At 66.9% G+C, this 17,173-nt stretch carries 19 protein-coding genes; 8 read left to right on the top strand and 11 right to left on the bottom strand.

Features of this window, described 5'->3' with window-relative positions; translation table 11 throughout:
- Nucleotides 1–10 precede the first annotated feature (10 nt).
- From J5M86_RS05895 to J5M86_RS05880, 4 genes are read right to left on the bottom strand one after another with little or no spacing between them, the layout of a single operon-like run.
- On the bottom strand, nt 11–1,261 hold the full coding sequence (locus J5M86_RS05895) for a deoxyguanosinetriphosphate triphosphohydrolase (RefSeq protein WP_188060282.1): 1,251 nt from the start codon (nt 1,259–1,261) through the stop codon (nt 11–13).
- Nucleotides 1,258–1,752 (bottom strand): hypothetical protein, encoded by a 495-nt coding sequence (locus J5M86_RS05890; RefSeq protein ID WP_244328505.1) that lies wholly within the window; start codon nt 1,750–1,752, stop codon nt 1,258–1,260. Before J5M86_RS05890 ends, J5M86_RS05895 begins: the two co-directional genes overlap by 4 nt.
- Nucleotides 1,749–2,168 (bottom strand): DUF3806 domain-containing protein, encoded by a 420-nt coding sequence (locus J5M86_RS05885; RefSeq protein ID WP_188060281.1) that lies wholly within the window; start codon nt 2,166–2,168, stop codon nt 1,749–1,751. Before J5M86_RS05885 ends, J5M86_RS05890 begins: the two co-directional genes overlap by 4 nt.
- A complete protein-coding gene (locus tag J5M86_RS05880) occupies nt 2,165–2,434 on the bottom strand; it encodes a DUF2277 domain-containing protein (RefSeq protein WP_188060280.1) in 270 nt (89 codons plus the stop codon). Before J5M86_RS05880 ends, J5M86_RS05885 begins: the two co-directional genes overlap by 4 nt.
- Before the next feature lie 71 nt (nt 2,435–2,505).
- Here J5M86_RS05880 and J5M86_RS05875 point away from each other — a divergent pair, with 71 nt between their 5' ends.
- Nucleotides 2,506–3,381 carry a sulfurtransferase gene (locus J5M86_RS05875; RefSeq protein WP_188060279.1) on the top strand — a complete coding sequence of 292 codons (876 nt, stop codon included), beginning with the start codon at nt 2,506–2,508 and terminating at the stop codon, nt 3,379–3,381.
- 6 nt (nt 3,382–3,387) lie between these two features.
- Here the strand turns inward: J5M86_RS05875 and dusB are convergent, their stop codons facing one another.
- A complete protein-coding gene (dusB, locus tag J5M86_RS05870; RefSeq protein WP_188060278.1) occupies nt 3,388–4,590 on the bottom strand; it encodes a tRNA dihydrouridine synthase DusB in 1,203 nt (400 codons plus the stop codon).
- 93 nt (nt 4,591–4,683) lie between these two features.
- Here dusB and J5M86_RS05865 point away from each other — a divergent pair, with 93 nt between their 5' ends.
- From J5M86_RS05865 to J5M86_RS05845, 5 genes are read left to right on the top strand one after another with little or no spacing between them, the layout of a single operon-like run.
- Nucleotides 4,684–5,004, top strand: a complete 321-nt coding sequence (locus J5M86_RS05865) for a DUF6703 family protein (protein WP_188060277.1) — start codon at nt 4,684–4,686, stop codon at nt 5,002–5,004.
- Nucleotides 5,005–5,037: 33 nt separating this feature from the next.
- A complete protein-coding gene (locus J5M86_RS05860) occupies nt 5,038–5,997 on the top strand; it encodes a metal ABC transporter substrate-binding protein (protein ID WP_244328504.1) in 960 nt (319 codons plus the stop codon).
- Nucleotides 5,994–6,833, top strand: a complete 840-nt coding sequence (locus tag J5M86_RS05855) for a metal ABC transporter ATP-binding protein (protein ID WP_188060275.1) — start codon at nt 5,994–5,996, stop codon at nt 6,831–6,833. Before J5M86_RS05860 ends, J5M86_RS05855 begins: the two co-directional genes overlap by 4 nt.
- Entirely contained in the window at nt 6,826–7,827 is a 1,002-nt protein-coding gene (locus J5M86_RS05850; protein ID WP_188060274.1) for a metal ABC transporter permease, read from the top strand. The genes J5M86_RS05855 and J5M86_RS05850 overlap by 8 nt, the downstream gene beginning before the upstream one ends.
- Nucleotides 7,824–8,204, top strand: coding sequence for a Fur family transcriptional regulator (locus J5M86_RS05845; RefSeq protein ID WP_188060273.1), 381 nt, complete (start codon nt 7,824–7,826; stop codon nt 8,202–8,204). Before J5M86_RS05850 ends, J5M86_RS05845 begins: the two co-directional genes overlap by 4 nt.
- A gap of 25 nt (nt 8,205–8,229) precedes the next feature.
- Here the strand turns inward: J5M86_RS05845 and J5M86_RS05840 are convergent, their stop codons facing one another.
- Together J5M86_RS05840 and recO are read right to left on the bottom strand one after the other, a co-directional pair.
- Nucleotides 8,230–9,006: an isoprenyl transferase gene (locus J5M86_RS05840; RefSeq protein ID WP_370587331.1), complete on the bottom strand. Its 777-nt coding sequence runs from the start codon at nt 9,004–9,006 to the stop codon at nt 8,230–8,232.
- Between the two features lie 2 nt (nt 9,007–9,008).
- Complete coding sequence (recO, locus tag J5M86_RS05835) at nt 9,009–9,767, bottom strand: DNA repair protein RecO (protein WP_188060271.1); 759 nt, start codon at nt 9,765–9,767, stop codon at nt 9,009–9,011.
- A 55-nt stretch (nt 9,768–9,822) separates the two neighbouring features.
- Between recO and J5M86_RS05830 the strand changes: the two genes are divergently transcribed.
- A complete protein-coding gene (locus J5M86_RS05830) occupies nt 9,823–11,373 on the top strand; it encodes an NAD(P)/FAD-dependent oxidoreductase (protein WP_188060270.1) in 1,551 nt (516 codons plus the stop codon).
- A 156-nt stretch (nt 11,374–11,529) separates the two neighbouring features.
- Nucleotides 11,530–12,171, top strand: a complete 642-nt coding sequence (locus tag J5M86_RS05825; RefSeq protein WP_188060269.1) for an alpha-ketoglutarate-dependent dioxygenase AlkB — start codon at nt 11,530–11,532, stop codon at nt 12,169–12,171.
- 3 nt (nt 12,172–12,174) lie between these two features.
- Here the strand turns inward: J5M86_RS05825 and J5M86_RS05820 are convergent, their stop codons facing one another.
- From J5M86_RS05820 to leuA, 4 genes are all read right to left on the bottom strand, one after another.
- Entirely contained in the window at nt 12,175–13,419 is a 1,245-nt protein-coding gene (locus J5M86_RS05820; protein WP_188060268.1) for an MFS transporter, read from the bottom strand.
- Nucleotides 13,420–13,430: 11 nt separating this feature from the next.
- Nucleotides 13,431–13,931, bottom strand: coding sequence for a hypothetical protein (locus tag J5M86_RS05815; protein WP_188060267.1), 501 nt, complete (start codon nt 13,929–13,931; stop codon nt 13,431–13,433).
- Nucleotides 13,928–15,166, bottom strand: coding sequence for an aspartate aminotransferase family protein (locus J5M86_RS05810; protein WP_208965112.1), 1,239 nt, complete (start codon nt 15,164–15,166; stop codon nt 13,928–13,930). Before J5M86_RS05810 ends, J5M86_RS05815 begins: the two co-directional genes overlap by 4 nt.
- 196 nt (nt 15,167–15,362) lie before the next feature.
- Nucleotides 15,363–17,105 (bottom strand): 2-isopropylmalate synthase, encoded by a 1,743-nt coding sequence (gene leuA, locus J5M86_RS05805; RefSeq protein WP_188060266.1) that lies wholly within the window; start codon nt 17,103–17,105, stop codon nt 15,363–15,365.
- Between the last annotated feature and the right edge of the window lie 68 nt (nt 17,106–17,173).

Below are 17,173 nucleotides of genomic sequence, written 5' to 3'. Positions count from 1 at the left end.
CCGGAGTTATTCACAGGTGGGCCAGCGTCATCGCCCGAGCGCGTAGGTCGGTCATGGAGGCCACCTGGTCGATGACCACCCGCAACCTCGCGCCGTCATCAGCCGCCGCGTGATGGTCCTCGGCAAACACCGGATCGAGTAGATCGGGACGACCCGCGACGAGTTCAACCAGAGCGGTGAGTTCGTCGCGCTGCCGCGCCATGAGCAGTCCGCGCTCGTCGGTCAGCATCACGTAGCGAGCAGCCGTGGCCTTCAGCAGGACGCACTCGGCGAGCACGGCGTCCGGCACCACCAGATCGGCGTCGTAACGCAGCAGGCGTCCCGCGCCGTACTGGACGCGCGTGGCGCGCACCGCTTCCCGGACGAACCAGCCGATCAACCGGCTGGTCATGTCCTTCAGCGCCGAGACGGATGCTCGTCCGGCGTGACGCTCCAGGGGCACCGCCCCGCTGTCGCGGAGTTCGGAGGCTGCGTTCACCAACAACTCGTGCGGTAGGTGCGGGGCGTACAGCTCACGGGCCAGACCGGCGAGGTCGTCGATCTCCTTCGGCGACCCGAGCACCCGCAGATCGATGAGGCCGGAGGTGACACCGTCCTCGACGTCGTGCACGGAATAGGCGACGTCGTCGGCCCAGTCCATGACCTGCGCCTCCAAGCAGCGTCGACCACCACCGGTGGGCGCGGACGACCGCACCCACTCGAAGATGTCGAGATCGTCGGCATAACAACCGAACTTCGGCGTCGGGTACGGCCCCGCCGACCTCGTCCACGGGTATTTCGAGGCGGCGTCGAGACTGGCTCGCGTGAGGTTGAGTCCGACTGAACGGCCCTGTGGGGTGGAGCGTTTGGCTTCGATGCGGGTCAGTAGCCGGAACGTCTGGGCGTTGCCTTCGAAACCACCGATGTGTTCGGCGACGGCATCGAGCGCCCGCTCGCCGTTGTGTCCGTACGGCGGATGGCCGAGATCGTGTGCGAGGCACGCGGTGTCGACCACATCGGCACTGCACCCGAGGGCCGACGCGATCTCGCGCCCGATCTGGGCCACCTCGAGCGAGTGGGTCAACCGGTTGCGGATGAAGTCGTCCGAATCCGGCTGCAGCACTTGCGTTTTGGCTGCCAGTCGCCGAAGGGCCGCCGAGTGCAGTACGCGCGCCCGGTCTCGGGCGAAGTCGTCGCGGTCGGCACTCTTCTGGGCGGGATCTTCACTGACGAATCGCTGCCGGTCGGGCGCGCCGTAGTCGTTCAGCTCGTGCGCACTCATTCGGATCGTCGCCCCCGGCCAACCAGTCGCAGCGGCCTCCGCAGGTGGTGCTCGACGTACCCGCCGATCGCCAGGCCGGCGCGGCGCTCGAAAGGATTTCGGGACCAGAAGTCACCCGTGAGCAGCATCGACCAACCCATCGCGGCAACGTACAGCGGGATGAACGGCAGACCGCCGCAGGCTGCGTACTGGAAGGAGTGCCATTCCTCGTGGTGGAACAGCCACGACCTGTTGTCGAGGATGTCGGGCCATTCCTGACGGGTGATGGCGACGCTGCCGATCGTGAAGGCTCCCGCGACCGGGAAGTTGTATCGGTAGTTGTCGGCCAGCCACATGCCGCGCGGCCCTTGCGTGATGCGGCACCCTCCCAGACGGGCGACGAAGAGCCCGAAGGCGGTCGATCCGTTGAGTGCATTGAGCTTGTTCTTGCGGGCGATCCGCGCAGGCGTCGCAGGCTGCACCAGCGGGTCATCGAGGAGGCTGTGCGTCATCGGCCGTCCTTGAACATCTGGATGGCAGCCCGGACGAACTCGACCAACCAGCCGCGGGCCTGCGCCGCCCAACTGTCGGCGACGGGATCGATCGGGAAGAGGATCTGTGTCTCGTGCGCCATGCTGAGGGAGAGATCGCGGCCTTGCTCGTCAGTGACGATGCGCCACTCCGCGTCACTGTTGCGCCGGATGTATTCACCCATCGCGATGGCAATGGCGGTCAGCGTCGGCGTCGGATCGACGCGCTCCTCCTCCGGCGTGGCCAGCACCTCGTCGACATAGCGCTCGTAGGCGCGCTCGATCGAATCGGGCGAATCGAGGTCGATGCCGAGCCGGGTGGCGTCCCCGAGCCACTCCCGCAGCGTGATCCGCGAGCGGGTGTCGAGTTCCTCGACCCGCGGCGCGTCAGCGTTCATGCTCCGTATCGGGCCTGTGCACGAGCACGCGCCTTGGCCGCCTCCACGTCACGGTTCTTCGGCGGCGCGGTGGTCACCAGTGCGTCGATGAGGTGACGGCTGATGTGCGCGATCTGGTCGACGGCCTCGTCGAAGGCCTGCTGGTTGGCCGACGACGGCTTGGTCGTGCCGGCAATCTTGCGCACGTACTGCAGCGCGGCGGCGTACACCTCGTCGTCGGTGGCCGGCGGCTCGAAGTTGTTCAGCGGGCGGATGTTGCGGCACATGCCTCCAAGGTTGTCACATCAGCACCCTGCGCGGCCGCCCGTCGACGCAGCCGCCCACCTACGATTCGGTCATGAGCCCCACACGCAGGACACGTCCGTTGGTGAGTGCCGGGCGCCTGGCCCAGGTCATGGCCGAGAATGGGCGCCCTCCGGTGCTGTTGGACGCTCGCTGGAAACTGGGCGAACCCTCGCAACGTGCGGAGTACGACCGCGCTCACCTGCCCGGAGCCCAATGGATCGAGTTCGAGGACGTGCTCAGCGGCGCACCGGGCGAAGGCGGCCGCCATCCGATGCCGGATCGCATGGTCTTCGAGGCTGCGATGCAGGCGGCAGGCGTCGATGAAGACCACCCGGTCGTGATCTACGACCAGGCCAACTCGCTCGCCGCCAGCCGCGCTTGGTGGTTGCTGAAGTACTTCGGCCACAACGACGTCCACGTGCTCGACGGCGGTCTGGACGCCTGGGTGCGCGCCGGCCAGGAACTCACCGATGTGGTCAACGACATCGCGCCCGGCAATTTCGTGGCCACCCCGGGATGCACCTCGCTCCTGCTCGCCGAGGAGGCCGCCGACGTCGCCTACCGCTCCGTGCTGCTCGACGCCCGCCCGGCCGATCGCTTCCGCGGCGAGAACGAAGTGATCGATCCCGTCGCCGGACACATCCCCGGTGCGGTATCGATGCCCGCCTTGGTCAACGTCCGTGCCGACGGCCGCTTTTTGCCCTCGGACGATCTGGCGATGCGCTTCACCGCCGCCGGCATCCGTCCCGACTCCGAGGTGGGGGTCTACTGCGGTTCCGGCGTGCAGGCCACGCATCTGGCGCTCGCTCTTGAAGACAGCGGCCTGCAGACGCGCACCGGGGTCTACATCGGCTCATGGTCGCACTGGATCACCGACCCGGAACGACCGGTGAGCACCGGCTCCGAAGGAGTCACAGCTGGGCTGTGAGCGCGCTCAGCCCCCGGAGACGTCCAACTCGGCCGCGGCGATCGTGCGGCGCTGCTGGTCGGAGAGTTCCTGGCTGTCCAGCCAGCCCTCGGGCAGGATGACCCGTCGCTCCGACCCGGCACGGCCGCGCTGACCCTCTGCGGCCTCACCCGGCCAGGGCTGGTCGAGGTCCATGGTGGCGAGCAGGTCGTCCAGCGACGCCAGGCTGTCGACGAGTGCGAGGTGCGAACGGATGTGTGAGCCCGCCCGGAAGCCCTTGAGGTACCAAGCGATGTGCTTGCGGATGTCGCGGCAGGCCTTCTGCTCCGACTCGTAGAACTCCACGAGGTACTCGGTGTGCAGCCGCAGCGTGTGAGCCACCTGCGCCATCGAGGGACGCACCCGGTGATCGGAACCGGCAAAGGCCGCAGCCAGGTCGGTGAACAACCACGGACGCCCGAGGCACCCTCGACCAACCACGACGCCGTCGCAGCCGGTCTCCGCCACCATGCGCAGAGCGTCCTCGGCCGACCAGATGTCGCCGTTGCCGAGCACCGGGACGCTGGTGACGGTCTGCTTCAGCTGCGCGATGGCCGCCCAGTCTGCGGTGCCGGAGTAGGCCTGTGCGGCCGTCCGAGCATGCAGGGCCACTGCGGCAGCGCCCTCACCCTCAGCGATGCGACCGGCTTCCAGGAAGGTCAGGTGATCGTCGTCGATGCCCTTGCGCATCTTCACCGTGACGGGGATGCCACGCACTGACGCCTCGCGCACCGCGTTGTGGACGATGCCACGGAAGAGCTCGGTCTTCCACGGCAACGCCGAGCCGCCGCCCTTGCGCGTCACCTTCGGGACGGGGCACCCGAAATTGAGATCGATGTGATCGCATCGGTCTTCTTCCACGAGCATCCGCACAGCCGCCGCCGTGGTCACCGGATCGACGCTGTAGAGCTGGATCGATCGCGGCGATTCGTCGGGGTCGTGTTCGATCAACCGCATCGTGATCGGCGTGCGCTCCACCAGCGCCCGCGAGGTGATCATCTCGCTGACGTAGAGACTGGTCGACCCGCTGGCCCCACCGGCGTCCGAGCCCGCCGCGCCGTACTGCCGACAGAGCCGACGGAAGGCACGATTGGTGATGCCGGCCATCGGCGCGAGCACGACCGGGGTGTCGATCGTGTGCGGGCCGATCTGCAACGGTGCCAGGACGGGAGCGGCTGCGGTAGTGGTCATGGTCTCTCCATGGTCGCAGGCGCACGCAAATCGGCGGGACGACGCGAGTGGCCGCGGCGCGGCTGCGCTGGCCCAGCCCGTAGGCTGACCACCGTGTCATCCCGTCCCGAGGTTTCGGTCTCACCTCTTCGCGCCAAGATCCAACATGCGAGCGACCCTGCGCTGCAACGACTTTCGCGCTTCCCGGTGGCTGCCATGGTGGCCATCGTCCTGGTGCTCGTCATCGCCGGGGCGGTGCTCGGCGGCGTTCTCGGCGCCCTGATGATCCTCGTGGTCGCTGGATTCGCCGGATGGCTCGCCTACCTGGCCTGGCCCCGCCTGGAGACGCCCGAGCGCCTCATGCGACTGGCACCCATCGCCCTGCTGCTTGCGGTCGCCCTGGTCGCCGGAGTGTCACACCAACTGCTCGTTTGACAATCGTTCTCATCTAGTTTGAGAATGGTTCTCATGAACCGAGCTGCCCCCTTTTCCCTTCTTGTCGCCGGCGCCCTACTCACCGGATGCGGATCGTCTGACGGCTCCTCGAAAACGGCGGCCGACGGCACCACCAAGCTCAAGGTCGTGACCTCCTTCTACCCGTTGCAGTACGCAGCGCAGCGCGTGGGCGGCGACCACGTCGAGGTCTCGTCACTGACCTCCCCCGGCGCCGAGCCGCACGATCTCGAACTCAGCCCCAAGCAGGCCGCGCAGGTGCAGGACGCACAGTTGATGGTCTACCTCAAGGGCTTTCAGCCGTCGGTCGACGCGGCGGCGAAGTCGTCCAAGGGTGCTTTCGACGTGAGCCCGGAGGCCGACCTGTCGTTGAAGGCTGACGACTCGGCATCGGTCGACGGGCACGACAGTCACGACCACGAGGGGCACGATCACGAGGGCCACGACCACGGGTCGGCCGACCCCCACTTCTGGCTCGATCCGGTGCGCTACAGCAAGGTGGTGGGCGCACTGGCCGAACAGCTGGCCGGCAAGGACCCCAAGCACGCGGCGGGCTACCGCGCAGCTGCCAAGAAGTTCATGGGCGAACTCGGCACTCTCGACACCGATTTCACCACCACCTTGAAGACCTGCCAGAGCAAGGACCTCGTCACCGGACACACCGCCTTCGGTTACCTGACCGCTCGATACGGCTTCAAACAGGTCGGGGTGTCGAGCATCTCCCCCGACCAGGAGCCGACCCCCGGACGCCTGAAGTCGGTGGCTGACTTCGTCAAGAAGAACAAGGTGACCACCATCTACACCGAGACCCTCGCCTCCCCGGCTGTCGCACAGACCGTGGCCCGGCAGACCGGCGCGAAGGTGGCCGTGCTCGACCCGCTCGAAGGTCTGACCGACAAATCGGCGGGCCGTGATTACCTGTCGGTGATGCGCGCCAACCTCGGCACCTTGAAACAAGGACAAACCTGCCGATGACCGAACCAGCACTCGCCCTGAGCGCCGCATCGTTCGGATACGGCGCTCGCGCGGTGATCGAAGATCTGTCGCTGCAGGTGCCCCCTGGACAAGTGGTTGCGGTGCTCGGCCCCAATGGGTCGGGCAAGTCGACGCTCGTCAAGGGCATCCTCGGACTCTCTGAGCAGTTGGCCGGGAAGTTCACGGTGTACGGAGAAGAGCCGGGCACACCTGCTGCCCGCAAGCACATCGGTTACGTGCCGCAGCGCCATACCCTGAGCACCTCGGTGCGGGCGACCGTGCGCGAGGTCGTCGAAACCGGACGGCTCGCGCAGCGACCGTGGTACCGGCCGGCCAGCCCCGCCGATCGGTGCGCGGTCGACAATGCGCTGTCGCAGGTGGGCCTCTTCGACCGAGCCGCGTCGTCGGTGGCCGATCTGTCGGGCGGTCAGCAGCGCCGCGTGCTCATCGCTCGAGCGCTCGCCGGTGAGCCCGATCTGTTGATCATGGACGAACCCACCGCCGGGGTCGATTCCGCCAGCCAGGACGTGTTGGCCGATGTGCTCCAGCGGTTGGCCGGCCAGGGCACGACGATGATGATCGTCACCCATGAACTCGTCGCGTTGCGCGGCATCATCGACCGCATCGTGGAGATCTCGCAGGGTGCACTGAGCTTTGACGGCACCCCCGAGGCGTGGGCCGACCAGGAGCACGAGCGCATTCTCGCCAGCGCATCACACGCCGGGCATTGTCCTCCGGATGAACCCCAAGAGCGCTCGACCTACGCCGTCGGCCCGCTCGATGACGTGGGCATCTCCCCGCGTCCCGCCCGCCATTCCGGAGGACACCGTGCTTGAGATGTTCCAGCTCGAGGCCATGCGGCACGCGTTCGTCGCGGCACTGCTCGTCGGCGCGGCCGCGCCCGCCGTCGGGGTCTTCCTCGTGCAGCGGCGGCTGTCCCTGATCGGCGACGGGCTGGGCCATGTCGCCCTCGCCGGCGTCGCCGTGGGTGCACTCACCGGCACCTCTCCGGTCTGGACGGCGCTCGTCGCAGCAGTGCTCGCCGCGTGCGTGATCGAAGTGATCCGCGTGCGCGGCAACACCAACGCCGATGTCGCACTTGCCGTGATGTTCTACGGCGGCATCGCCCTCGGTGTCGTCCTGCTCGCCAAAGCGCCTGTGGAACAAGGGGTTTCGCTCAACAGCTATCTGTTCGGTTCCATCCTCACCACGCAGGCCGACGAGCTGTGGCAGTTCGCGGTGCTCGCGGTCATCGCTGTCGGCACCACCACCGTGCTGCGCAAGCGGCTCTTCGCCGTGGCCAACGACGAAGACTTCGCCCGTGCCGTCGGTTTGCCGGTGATGCGCACCAACCTGCTGCTGTCGGTGCTCACCTCGGTGACCGTGGTGATGTCGATGCGGGTGATCGGTCTGCTGCTCATCAGCGCGTTGATGATCCTGCCGAACGCCACCGGGCAACTGCTGGGGCGCAGCTTCCGCGGAGCCACCCTGTGGGCCGTCGTCATCGGCATCTTCTGCGGGGCAGGTGGCGTGATGGCCTCCTACCAGTTCGACACTCCGTCCGGTGGAACCGTCGTCCTCACCGCAGTCGCGCTCTTCCTGGCGGTCTCGATCGCGTCGGCCATTGCGCGCACGGCAGCGATCCGCCGCGCCCGTCGCAGCGGCCACCCGCACGAGCACTACGACGGCTGCGGACACCCCGCCGTCCTGCACGCCGATCACGTCGACTACCTGCACGACGGGCACCGGCACGCTGCGCACCACGACCACTGGGACGAACACGGCGACGACCACCACGCGCCCACCCGTCATGAGGAGGGAATCCGATGACCCGCAAGCTCACCCGCCAGCAGACCGCCGTGGCCGGCGAACTCGCACGGCGCAGCGACTTCGCGTCCGCCCAGGAACTCCACGCCGCCCTGATCAGCAGCGGCCAGTCCGTCGGCCTTGCCACGGTCTACCGCACGCTGCAGACGCTCGCGAACGACGGAGAGATCGATGCGCTGCTCACCCCCGACGGCGAGACCATCTACCGCCGCTGCGAGACCGAGACCCATCACCACCACCTCGTCTGTCGCCAGTGCGGTCGCACGGTCGAGGTCGACGGCCCGGCCGTCGAACGCTGGGCCGACAAGGTCAGCGCCGAACACGGTTTTCGCGATGTCGAGCACACGCTGGAGATCTTCGGGGTGTGCTCGGCGCACTGAGGACGGTCTCGTGCGCGACCGAGGATCAGCTGGACGTCGAGGCGTCCACTGCCCCGCCGAAGCGCCGGTCACGATCGGCGTAGATCTGCACGGCGCGCCAGAGGTCCTGCCGGGTGAAGTCGGGCCAGAGCGTGTCGAGGAAGACCATCTCGGCGTAGGCCGACTGCCAGAGCAGGAAGTTGCTGGTGCGCTGCTCACCGGACGATCGGACGAACAGGTCGACCTCAGGCATGTCCGGCCAGGTGAGGTTGCGCGCAATCATCTTCTCGTCGATCGATGAAGGCTTGATCTTGCCAGCCTTCACCTGCTCGGCGATGCGCTGGCAGGCCTGGGCGATCTCCGCGCGTCCGCCGTAGTTGACGCACATCTGCAATGTCATGCCAGTGTTCCCGGCGGTGATCTCTTCGGCTCGGCGCAGTTCCTTCAGCACCGACAGCCACAACCGCGGACGTTGGCCCGACCAACGGCAGCGGACGTTCCAGGAGTGCAGCAGGTCGACCCGACGGCGGATGACATCGCGGTTGAAGCCCATCAGGAACTTCACCTCATCGGGTGAGCGGCGCCAGTTCTCGGTGGAGAACATGTAGGCCGACAGGTTGGGGATGCCCAGCTCGATACAGCCGGCGATGACGTCGATCAGCTGCGCTTCGCCGGCCTCGTGACCCTTGGTGCGCGGCAGACCTCGCTGGTTGGCCCAGCGCCCGTTGCCGTCCATCACCATCGCGACGTGCTGCGGCACCAATGCCGGCGGGATCGACGGCGGTTCGAGCCCGTCGATGTGCAGCGGCGGGACGTCGGGAATGGTCACGGACGGACTCCTTCGGCGGTGATGGTCGGGGTGCGATCGACCAGGCGCAACGATCTCACGGCACGTTCGAGGTGCCACTGCACATATGCCGCGACGAGTCCGGTCGCCTCCGCCCTCACGTGCTGCTGGCTGGCGTCGGCAATCGACCAGTCAGCCGACAACAACGCGCCGAGCAGGATGAAGGTCTCCGGTCGTGGTGCGCCCGAACCGGGCGCGCGGCAGGAGGAACAGACCGCTCCCCCGCTGGCCAGATTGAAGGCTCGATGCGGCCCTGGATCACCGCACCCGGCGCAACGATCGAAGGTGGGTGCCCAGCCGGCGATCGCGACCGAACGCAACAGGTAGCTGTCGAGCACCAGCCCAGGGTCGTGCGAGCAATTCGCAAGCGCGGCAAGGCCGCCCGCGAGCAGGTTGAACTGTTGGAGTTGTGGCTCGTTGTCCTCGCAGAGCCGTTCGGCAGTCTCGAGCATGGCGGCCGCGGAGGTGTACGCGCTGTAGTCCTGGGCGATCTGTTCGCCGTACGGCGCGATGAGTTCGGCCTGGGTGACGGTGTCGAGGTTGCGTCCCTCGTAGCACTGCACCTGGACGATCATCGCGGGCTCAAGCCGAGCGCCGAACTTCGACTTCGTGCGGCGCACACCCTTGGCCACCGCTCGCACCTTGCCCCGACCCCGCATGAGGAGGGTGACGATGCGGTCGTGCTCGCCCAATTTGTGGGTGCGCAGCACGATCGCGACGTCGGTGTAGGTAGGCATGTGACTTCCATTGTCTCCCAAGCAGCCCACAGCGCTGCGGTGCCACACTGTGGCCATGCGCACCAGCTCCCATGACGTCGTGATCGTCGGCGGTGGTCACAACGGGCTCACCGCCGCCGCCTATCTCGCCAAGGCCGGAAAGTCGGTGCTGCTGCTGGAGCGCCAGGGCAATCTGGGTGGTGCCACGGTGTCGGCGGACGCCTTCGGTGGCATGGGCGCGCGGCTCTCCCGCTATTCCTACCTGGTGAGCCTCATGCCGACCCGTATCGTCAACGAACTGGGCCTCGACCTGCGCCTGGCCCGTCGCCGCTACTCCTCCTACACCCCCCTGCCGGGCAGCGATGCAGGGTTGCTCATCGACCAGAGTGACGCGAACGCGACCCGTCACTCGTTCGCGTCCATCGGCGCAGTATCCGACCACGAGCCTTGGGTGCGCTTCTACGAGCGGACCGGGCAACTCGCGCGCGCGATCTGGCCGACGATGACCGAGCCACTCATGCGGCGTGCCGACGTTGACGCGCGAATCGGCGATCGAGCCCTCGTCCGCGACTTCTTGGACAGGCCGCTCGGTGAGGTGATCGAGTCGTCCTTCAGCAACGACCTCGTGCGCGGCGTCGTGCTCACCGACGGGCTGATCTCCACCTTCGCCTCCGCCCACCAGGCAGACCTGCGTCAGAACGTGTGCTTCCTTTACCACGTGATCGGCGGCGGCACCGGCGACTGGGACGTGCCGATCGGCGGAATGGGCCAGGTGGCAACCCAATTGGCGGATGTCGCGCGCACTGCAGGCGCCGAACTGCGCACCGGTGCGACGGTGACCGGTGTCGACCAGGGAGCTGTCACCTGGACCGATGCCGAGGGCACCGAACACCGCGCGAGCGCCTGCGACGTGCTGTGGGCGGCGGCTCCGGGCGTTCTCGACGAGCTGGCCGGTGAGCACAGTGAACGCGTCGAAGGCGCTCAGGTGAAGGTCAACCTGTTGCTCTCCAGATTGCCGCGGTTGCGTGCTTCTGCGATCTCGCCGGAAGCAGCCTTCGGTGGCACGTTCCACATCAACGAGCTCTACAGCCAGCTCGAATCTGCTTATCGCACAGCTGAATCCGGCGGCATACCGACGCCGATGCCGGCCGAGATCTACTGTCACACGATCACCGATCCGAGCATTTTGTCGCCCGCACTCTCGCGCCACAGCGCCCAGACGATGACGGTGTTCGCGCTGCAGACACCCGACCGCGTGCTGGAGGGGAAGGACTCCGCCCAGATGCGCGAGCACTTGCAACGACAAGTGCTCGACTCGTTGAGCTCGGTCTTGGCCGAGCCCATCGACGAGCTCATTCTGCAAGACCACCACGGCAACCCCTGCGTGGAGACGAAGACCACCCGCGACCTGCAGCACGAGTTGGCGATGCCGGGGGGCAACATCTTCCACGCACCCCTCACGTGGCCATGGGCTCCGGACGGTGCGCCGTTGGAGACCGCCGCGCAGCGTTGGGGCGTCGACACCCCTTACGACGGGGTGCTGCTCGCGGGCGCTGGTTCGCAACGTGGAGGTGGCGTCAGCGGCCTGGGCGGATACGCCGCGGCCCGCGCACTGCTTGACGACTGATCACATCGACGAGGGGGCTCTTCCTGCCTGACCTGTTGCCCTCGCGGATCGGGCACAACCGCCGGTGTCGATCGATCACACGGCTCGCGGCGCGGAAGTTCAACCACGTCGAGCACCTCTTGCGAGACGACTGCTGACCGACCTACTATCGAACATATGTTCTATGGATTGCAGGGTTCGCTCCTCGACCAGACCGAAGCGGTCGGAACGCGCGCTTTGGGCGACACGGTGCGACGCACCGAGCTCACCCGCGGCGCCTGGGTCGACCTGCGTCCGGGCTGGCTGACCGGCGCCGACGAACTCTTCACCCGACTGGCGCTCGGTGGTCCGGCGCATGTCGACTGGCGAGCCGAAGTGCGTCAGATGTACGACCGCGAGGTGGCCACACCCAGGCTCTTGCGGTTCTACTCGGCCACTGAGCATTGGCCCGATCCTGTTCTGCAACAGGCTCGTTCGCAGCTTTCCGAGCATTACCGGCAAGAGCTCGGCGAGCCGTTCACCACGCTCGGTATGTGCCTCTACCGCGATGGACGCGACTCGGTGGCGTGGCATGGCGACCGGGAAGGACGGGCATCGACGCACGACACCATGGTGGCGATCGTCTCGATCGGCGCACCGCGGACGTTGATGATGCGCCCATCCGGTGGCGGCGAGTCGATCCGGTTCACTCTCGGGCATGGCGATCTCTGTGTGATGGGCGGCTCTCACCAAAGAACCTGGGAGCACGCCATCCCGAAGACCAGCCGCCCGGTAGGCCCGCGGATCAGTCTGCAATTCCGGCCGCACGGCGTGCGCTGAGCGCTACGTGGTGCGACGGGCAGCGACTCCGGTCCCTCCTAGCACCAGGACGAGCACTGAAATGCCGGCTGACACCGCTGCGAGCCGGTTGTAGCCGAACTGGTCGACCACCACCCCGGCGACGACACCACCGGATGCACCCATCAGGCCCATGATCAGATCGGCCAGCCCCTGCGTGGCCGGGCGCTGATCAGGGGTGACCGCTGCGGCGAGCATCGTCGAGCCGGCCACGAAGGTGCACGACCACCCGAGACCGAGTGCGAAGAGCGCTGCCAGCAGTAGCGGAGACCACCCGGTGTGGGTGGCGGCCGCAGCGACGGAGGCGCTCAGCAGGATCGCACCGCCAACGACGGCGACGACGGACGCACCGAATCGATCGACGGCCCAGCCGACCACCGGCGACAGCGCGAACATCCCGGCAATGTGGATCGAGATGACGAATCCGATCACTTCGAGTTCGGCATGACCGTGCTTCATGTGGATCGGCGTCATCACCATCACGCTCACCATGACGAAGTGGCCGAGTGCCGTGATCGCGGTGCCGAGCGTCGCGTAGAGATCGCCACGGAGCACTCGCAGACCGCGACCGAGCGATCCGTCGTCATCGGCCACACTGCCGGGTTCGGCCACGTCACGCTGCAGAGCCCGCGCGGTGAGCAACGGGTCAGGACGCAACCAGTGCCGGATCACCAGCAACGCAAGCACGAAGCCCGCGATCGAGAAGACGAAGACGCCCACCAGCGCCGGCAGATGCAGCACACGCGCGATCGCCTTGCCCGGCCCCACGAGGTTGGGCCCGAGCACCGACCCGATGGTGGTGGCCCACACGACCAGTGAAAGGTCGCGACCACGCCGCTCGGTCGGCGCCAGATCGGCTGCGGCATAGCGTGATTGGCTGTTCGCAGTCGTTCCGCCACCGAACAGGAACATGCCTGCGAGCAACAACGGGAACGACCTGACGACAGCAGCGGTGACGATCAGCACTGTCCCCACAAGCGCAGCAAGCAAGGCGAATTGCAGCCCCGGACGCCAGCCGCCGCGCGCCATGATGCGCGCCACAGGGATGGCCAGGAGTGCGCCGCCGAGCACCTGGAAGGTGGTGCCGACACCGGCCAACGACTCGGTGCCGGAAAGATCTTCGGCCAGCAGTGCACCGACCGCGATGCCCGAGGCCATCCCCACGCCACCGAGCACCTGGGCGGTCATGAGCGTGCGGACCACCCGCTGCTGGGTGTGGGGAATGTCCATCGGTGCGTGGTTCAGGACGATGCCAGCACTCCGAGGATGATCGGGACGAGGATGATCAGCACCATGACCACCGCGAAGGTGACCATGCAGCCCTTGCCCTTCGCTTTCTGCTTCTCGAAGCCGATGCTGCCGGTGGTGAACTGATGCAGAGGTGCCCGGTAGAACACCGGAGCCTGTTGTCCCTCCATGATGTTCACCGCGATGTCGGCCTGCCCGTACTGACGCATCCATTGGGCATACACGTGCACCTGGTGCTGACCCGGCACCAATGGATAGGTGTTGGAGCCGTACGACGAGGGCACGTGGTAGCCGTCGATCACCACGTTGGGTGCGGTGAGATTGGAGGTCATTGCACTTCCCTGGATGGTGAGGTGCAAATAGCCCGGCGGAGGCAACTGCTGACCGCCTTGCTGCCAACTGCCCTGCTGAGCCGGTTGGCTCGGCGGCTGACCGCCCTGCTGCTGCCACTCACCCCTGCCCGGCTGACCTGGCTGCCCCGGAAGCTGGGTCACAGTGCGACGTCCAACGCCTCGCGGGTGACATGCGCAAGCTGGGCCACTTCGTCATCGGTCATGACGAACGCCGGGGAGAACTGGATGCCTCCGGCACCAACGGCGCGGGTCGCGACTCCGAGCTCGCGCATCCTCAGCGCAACCGCGGGCGCCTTGGTGATCTCGTGGAGTTGCACGGCCGCGACCGCCCCTGTGCCGCAACGTACTTCGGCGACGGCGGCGTGCTCGGCCAGCGGGCTGAGTGCGTTGGCAAGGCTGCCCTCGAGCCGAGCCGCCTCGTCGATGAGGTTCTCCTGCTCGATGATGTCGAGGTTGGCCATGGCGACCGCGGCGGCCACGGCATGGCCGGAGTAGGTGTAGCCGTGCCGCAACCAACGTCCGGCGTCCGGCTCGAAGAAGGGCTCGGCGACGCGCGGGGCGATCAGCACCGCGCCCATCGGCATGTAGCCCGAGGTCAGTCCCTTGGCGGTGGTGACGAAGTCGGGCTCCAGGCCGAACTTCGCCGAGGCGAACCAGGCCCCGCCGATGCGGCCGAAACCGGTGACGACCTCGTCGGCCACGAAGAGGATGTCGTGTTCGGTGCAGATCTTGCGCACCGACATCAGGTAGTCCTCCGGCGGCGGATAGACCCCACCGGCGCCCATCACCGGCTCGCAAAAGAACGCCGCGATGTTCTCGGCGCCGATGCGCTCGATCGTTGCGCGCAGGTCTTCGGGGTCGTCCCAGGCCACGTGGGCCTGGTCGTCGACCAACACCCCGTAGCCCTCGGTGTTGCCGGGGATGCCGCCCAATGCCGTTCCCGCGTAATGCATTCCGTGGTAGGCCTTGCTGCGTCCGACGATGTAGCGCTTGTTCGGCTGCCCCATCTCGAACCAGTAGCGGCGCGCGATCTTGGCAGCGGTCTCGATGGAGTCGGATCCGCCGGAGGTCAGGAAGACCTTCGACCCCGGGACGGGTGCAATGCCGGCGAGGCGTTCGGCCAGCCGCGTGGCCGGCGGGTTGGAGAAGTCACCGAAGGTGCTGTAGGCAGCGAGCACTTCGCACTGCTCTGCAGCGGCGCGCGCGATCTCCTCACGTCCGTGGCCGATGTTGGCGAACCACAGCCCGGCCGTCGCATCGAGGTACTTGTTGCCGCGCTCGTCCCAGACGTGGACGCCCTTACCTCGCGCGATCACGAACTCGCCGCTCTTCTCCACTGCTCCCATGTCGGAGAACGGATGCCACAACGCGCCCACGGCGCACCTCCTGCTGCTTGATATGCCGGACGAGGGCCAGCCTAGTGACCGCCATCACCGCGGCAGCGCGGCCTCCACTGGTGCTCACGAGGGAGGTTGCACACCTGCACGACGGAGCACGCGCGGAGCGCACCGGACGAGCCGGTGCGCTCCATGAATGAGGTATCAGCGGTCGGTCGACGGCCCGCGGACGAAATCAGTCCTGCTGGTCGCGCTGTGCGCGATTGACCGCCGACAGGATCGCGGTGAGCGATGCCTTCACGATCGAGCTGTGCACCCCGACGCCCCACAGCACGCGGTCACCGATCGCCACCTCCACGAAGGAAGCCGCCTTTGCGTCGCCACCGGCGGACATCGCGTGCTCGGCGTAGTCGAGCACCCGCACATCGATCCCGATCGTCGACAACGCGTCGACGAACGCGGCGATCGGGCCGTTGCCCCAACCCTCGAGCGTGATCTCCTGGCCGTGGTCGAGCAGCTGCGCCACCAAGTGGTCGCGACCCTCGGAGGTGGAGTCGACGGTGTGACCGATCGGCCGGAAACGTCCCCAGCCCTTCGACTCGGCATCGGTCGAGGGGAGGTACTCGTCGGAGAACAGTTCCCACAGCTGAGCCGGGGTGACCTCTCCCCCGGCGGTGTCGGTGCGCTTCTGCACCACGCCGCTGAACTCGATCTGCAGGCGCTTGGGCAGGTCGAGGCCGTACTCCGACTTGAGGATGTATGCCGAACCGCCCTTGCCCGACTGCGAATTCACCCGGACGACCGCCTCGTAGGAGCGGCCGATGTCATGCGGGTCGATCGGCAGGTAGGGCACGCCCCACACCAGCTCGTTGAGTGCCTTGCCGGACTCCGCCACCTGGCGGTCCATGTCCTCGAAACCCTTCTTGATGGCGTCCTGGTGGGAGCCGGAGAAGGCCGTGTAGACCAAGTCGCCGCCCCACGGATGACGCTCGGGCACCTTCAACTGGTTGCAGTGCTCGACCGTGCGGCGGATCTCGTCCATGTCGGAGAAGTCGATCTCGGGGTCGACGCCCTGGCTGAAGAGGTTCATGCCGAGGGTCACCAGGCAGACATTTCCGGTGCGCTCACCGTTGCCGAACAGGCAGCCCTCGATCCGGTCGGCGCCGGCGAGGTAACCCAGCTCGGCTGCCGCGACGCCTTCACCGCGGTCGTTGTGCGGGTGCAGCGACACCACGATCGATTCGCGCCGGTCGAGGTGCCGCACCATCCATTCGATGGAGTCGGCGTAGACGTTCGGGATGGCCATCTCGACCGTGGCCGGCAGGTTGATGATCATCTTGTGGTCCGGGGTCGGATCGATGACATCGATGACCTCGTTGCAGACCCGCACTGCGAATTCCAGTTCGGTGCCGGTGTACGACTCGGGCGAGTACTCGTAGAAGACCTTCGTCTCCGGCACTGTCTCTTCCAGCTTCTTGCACAGCCGCGCGCCCTGCAGCGCGATGTCGACGATGCCGTCCCGATCAAGACCGAAGACCACGCGGCGCTGCAGCACCGACGTGGAGTTGTAGAAGTGGACGATCGCGGTCTTGGCACCCTTGATGGCGTCGAAGGTGCGCTCGATGAGGTGGTCGCGACACTGCGTCAACACCTGGATGGTCACGTCGTCCGGGATGTGCCCACCGTCGATGAGCTCACGACAGAAATCGAAATCGGTCTGGCTCGCCGAGGGAAAGCCGACCTCGATCTCCTTGTAGCCCATGTCGACCAGGAGCTTGAACATACGCATCTTGCGCTCGGAGTTCATCGGGTCGATGAGGGCCTGGTTGCCGTCACGCAGATCGACCGCGCACCAACGCGGAGCCTTGGTGATGACCTTGTCGGGCCAGGTGCGGTCGGGCAGGTCGACCTTGATCTGCTGGTCGAAGGGCTGGTACTTCGCGGCGGGCATTCCGGAAGGCTGTTGCGGGAAGATCATTTGACTCTCACTCGGTGTCGAAACTGGGGACGGCCCGGGCACGACAACCTCCGCGGCGAGGAAGGCCG

Source organism: Yimella sp. cx-51 (genome assembly GCF_017654605.1).
In the GTDB taxonomy this organism is placed as follows: domain Bacteria; phylum Actinomycetota; class Actinomycetes; order Actinomycetales; family Dermatophilaceae; genus Yimella.
Note: the sequence above shows the minus strand (reverse complement) of the source record. Positions and strands in the feature narration are given on the sequence as shown.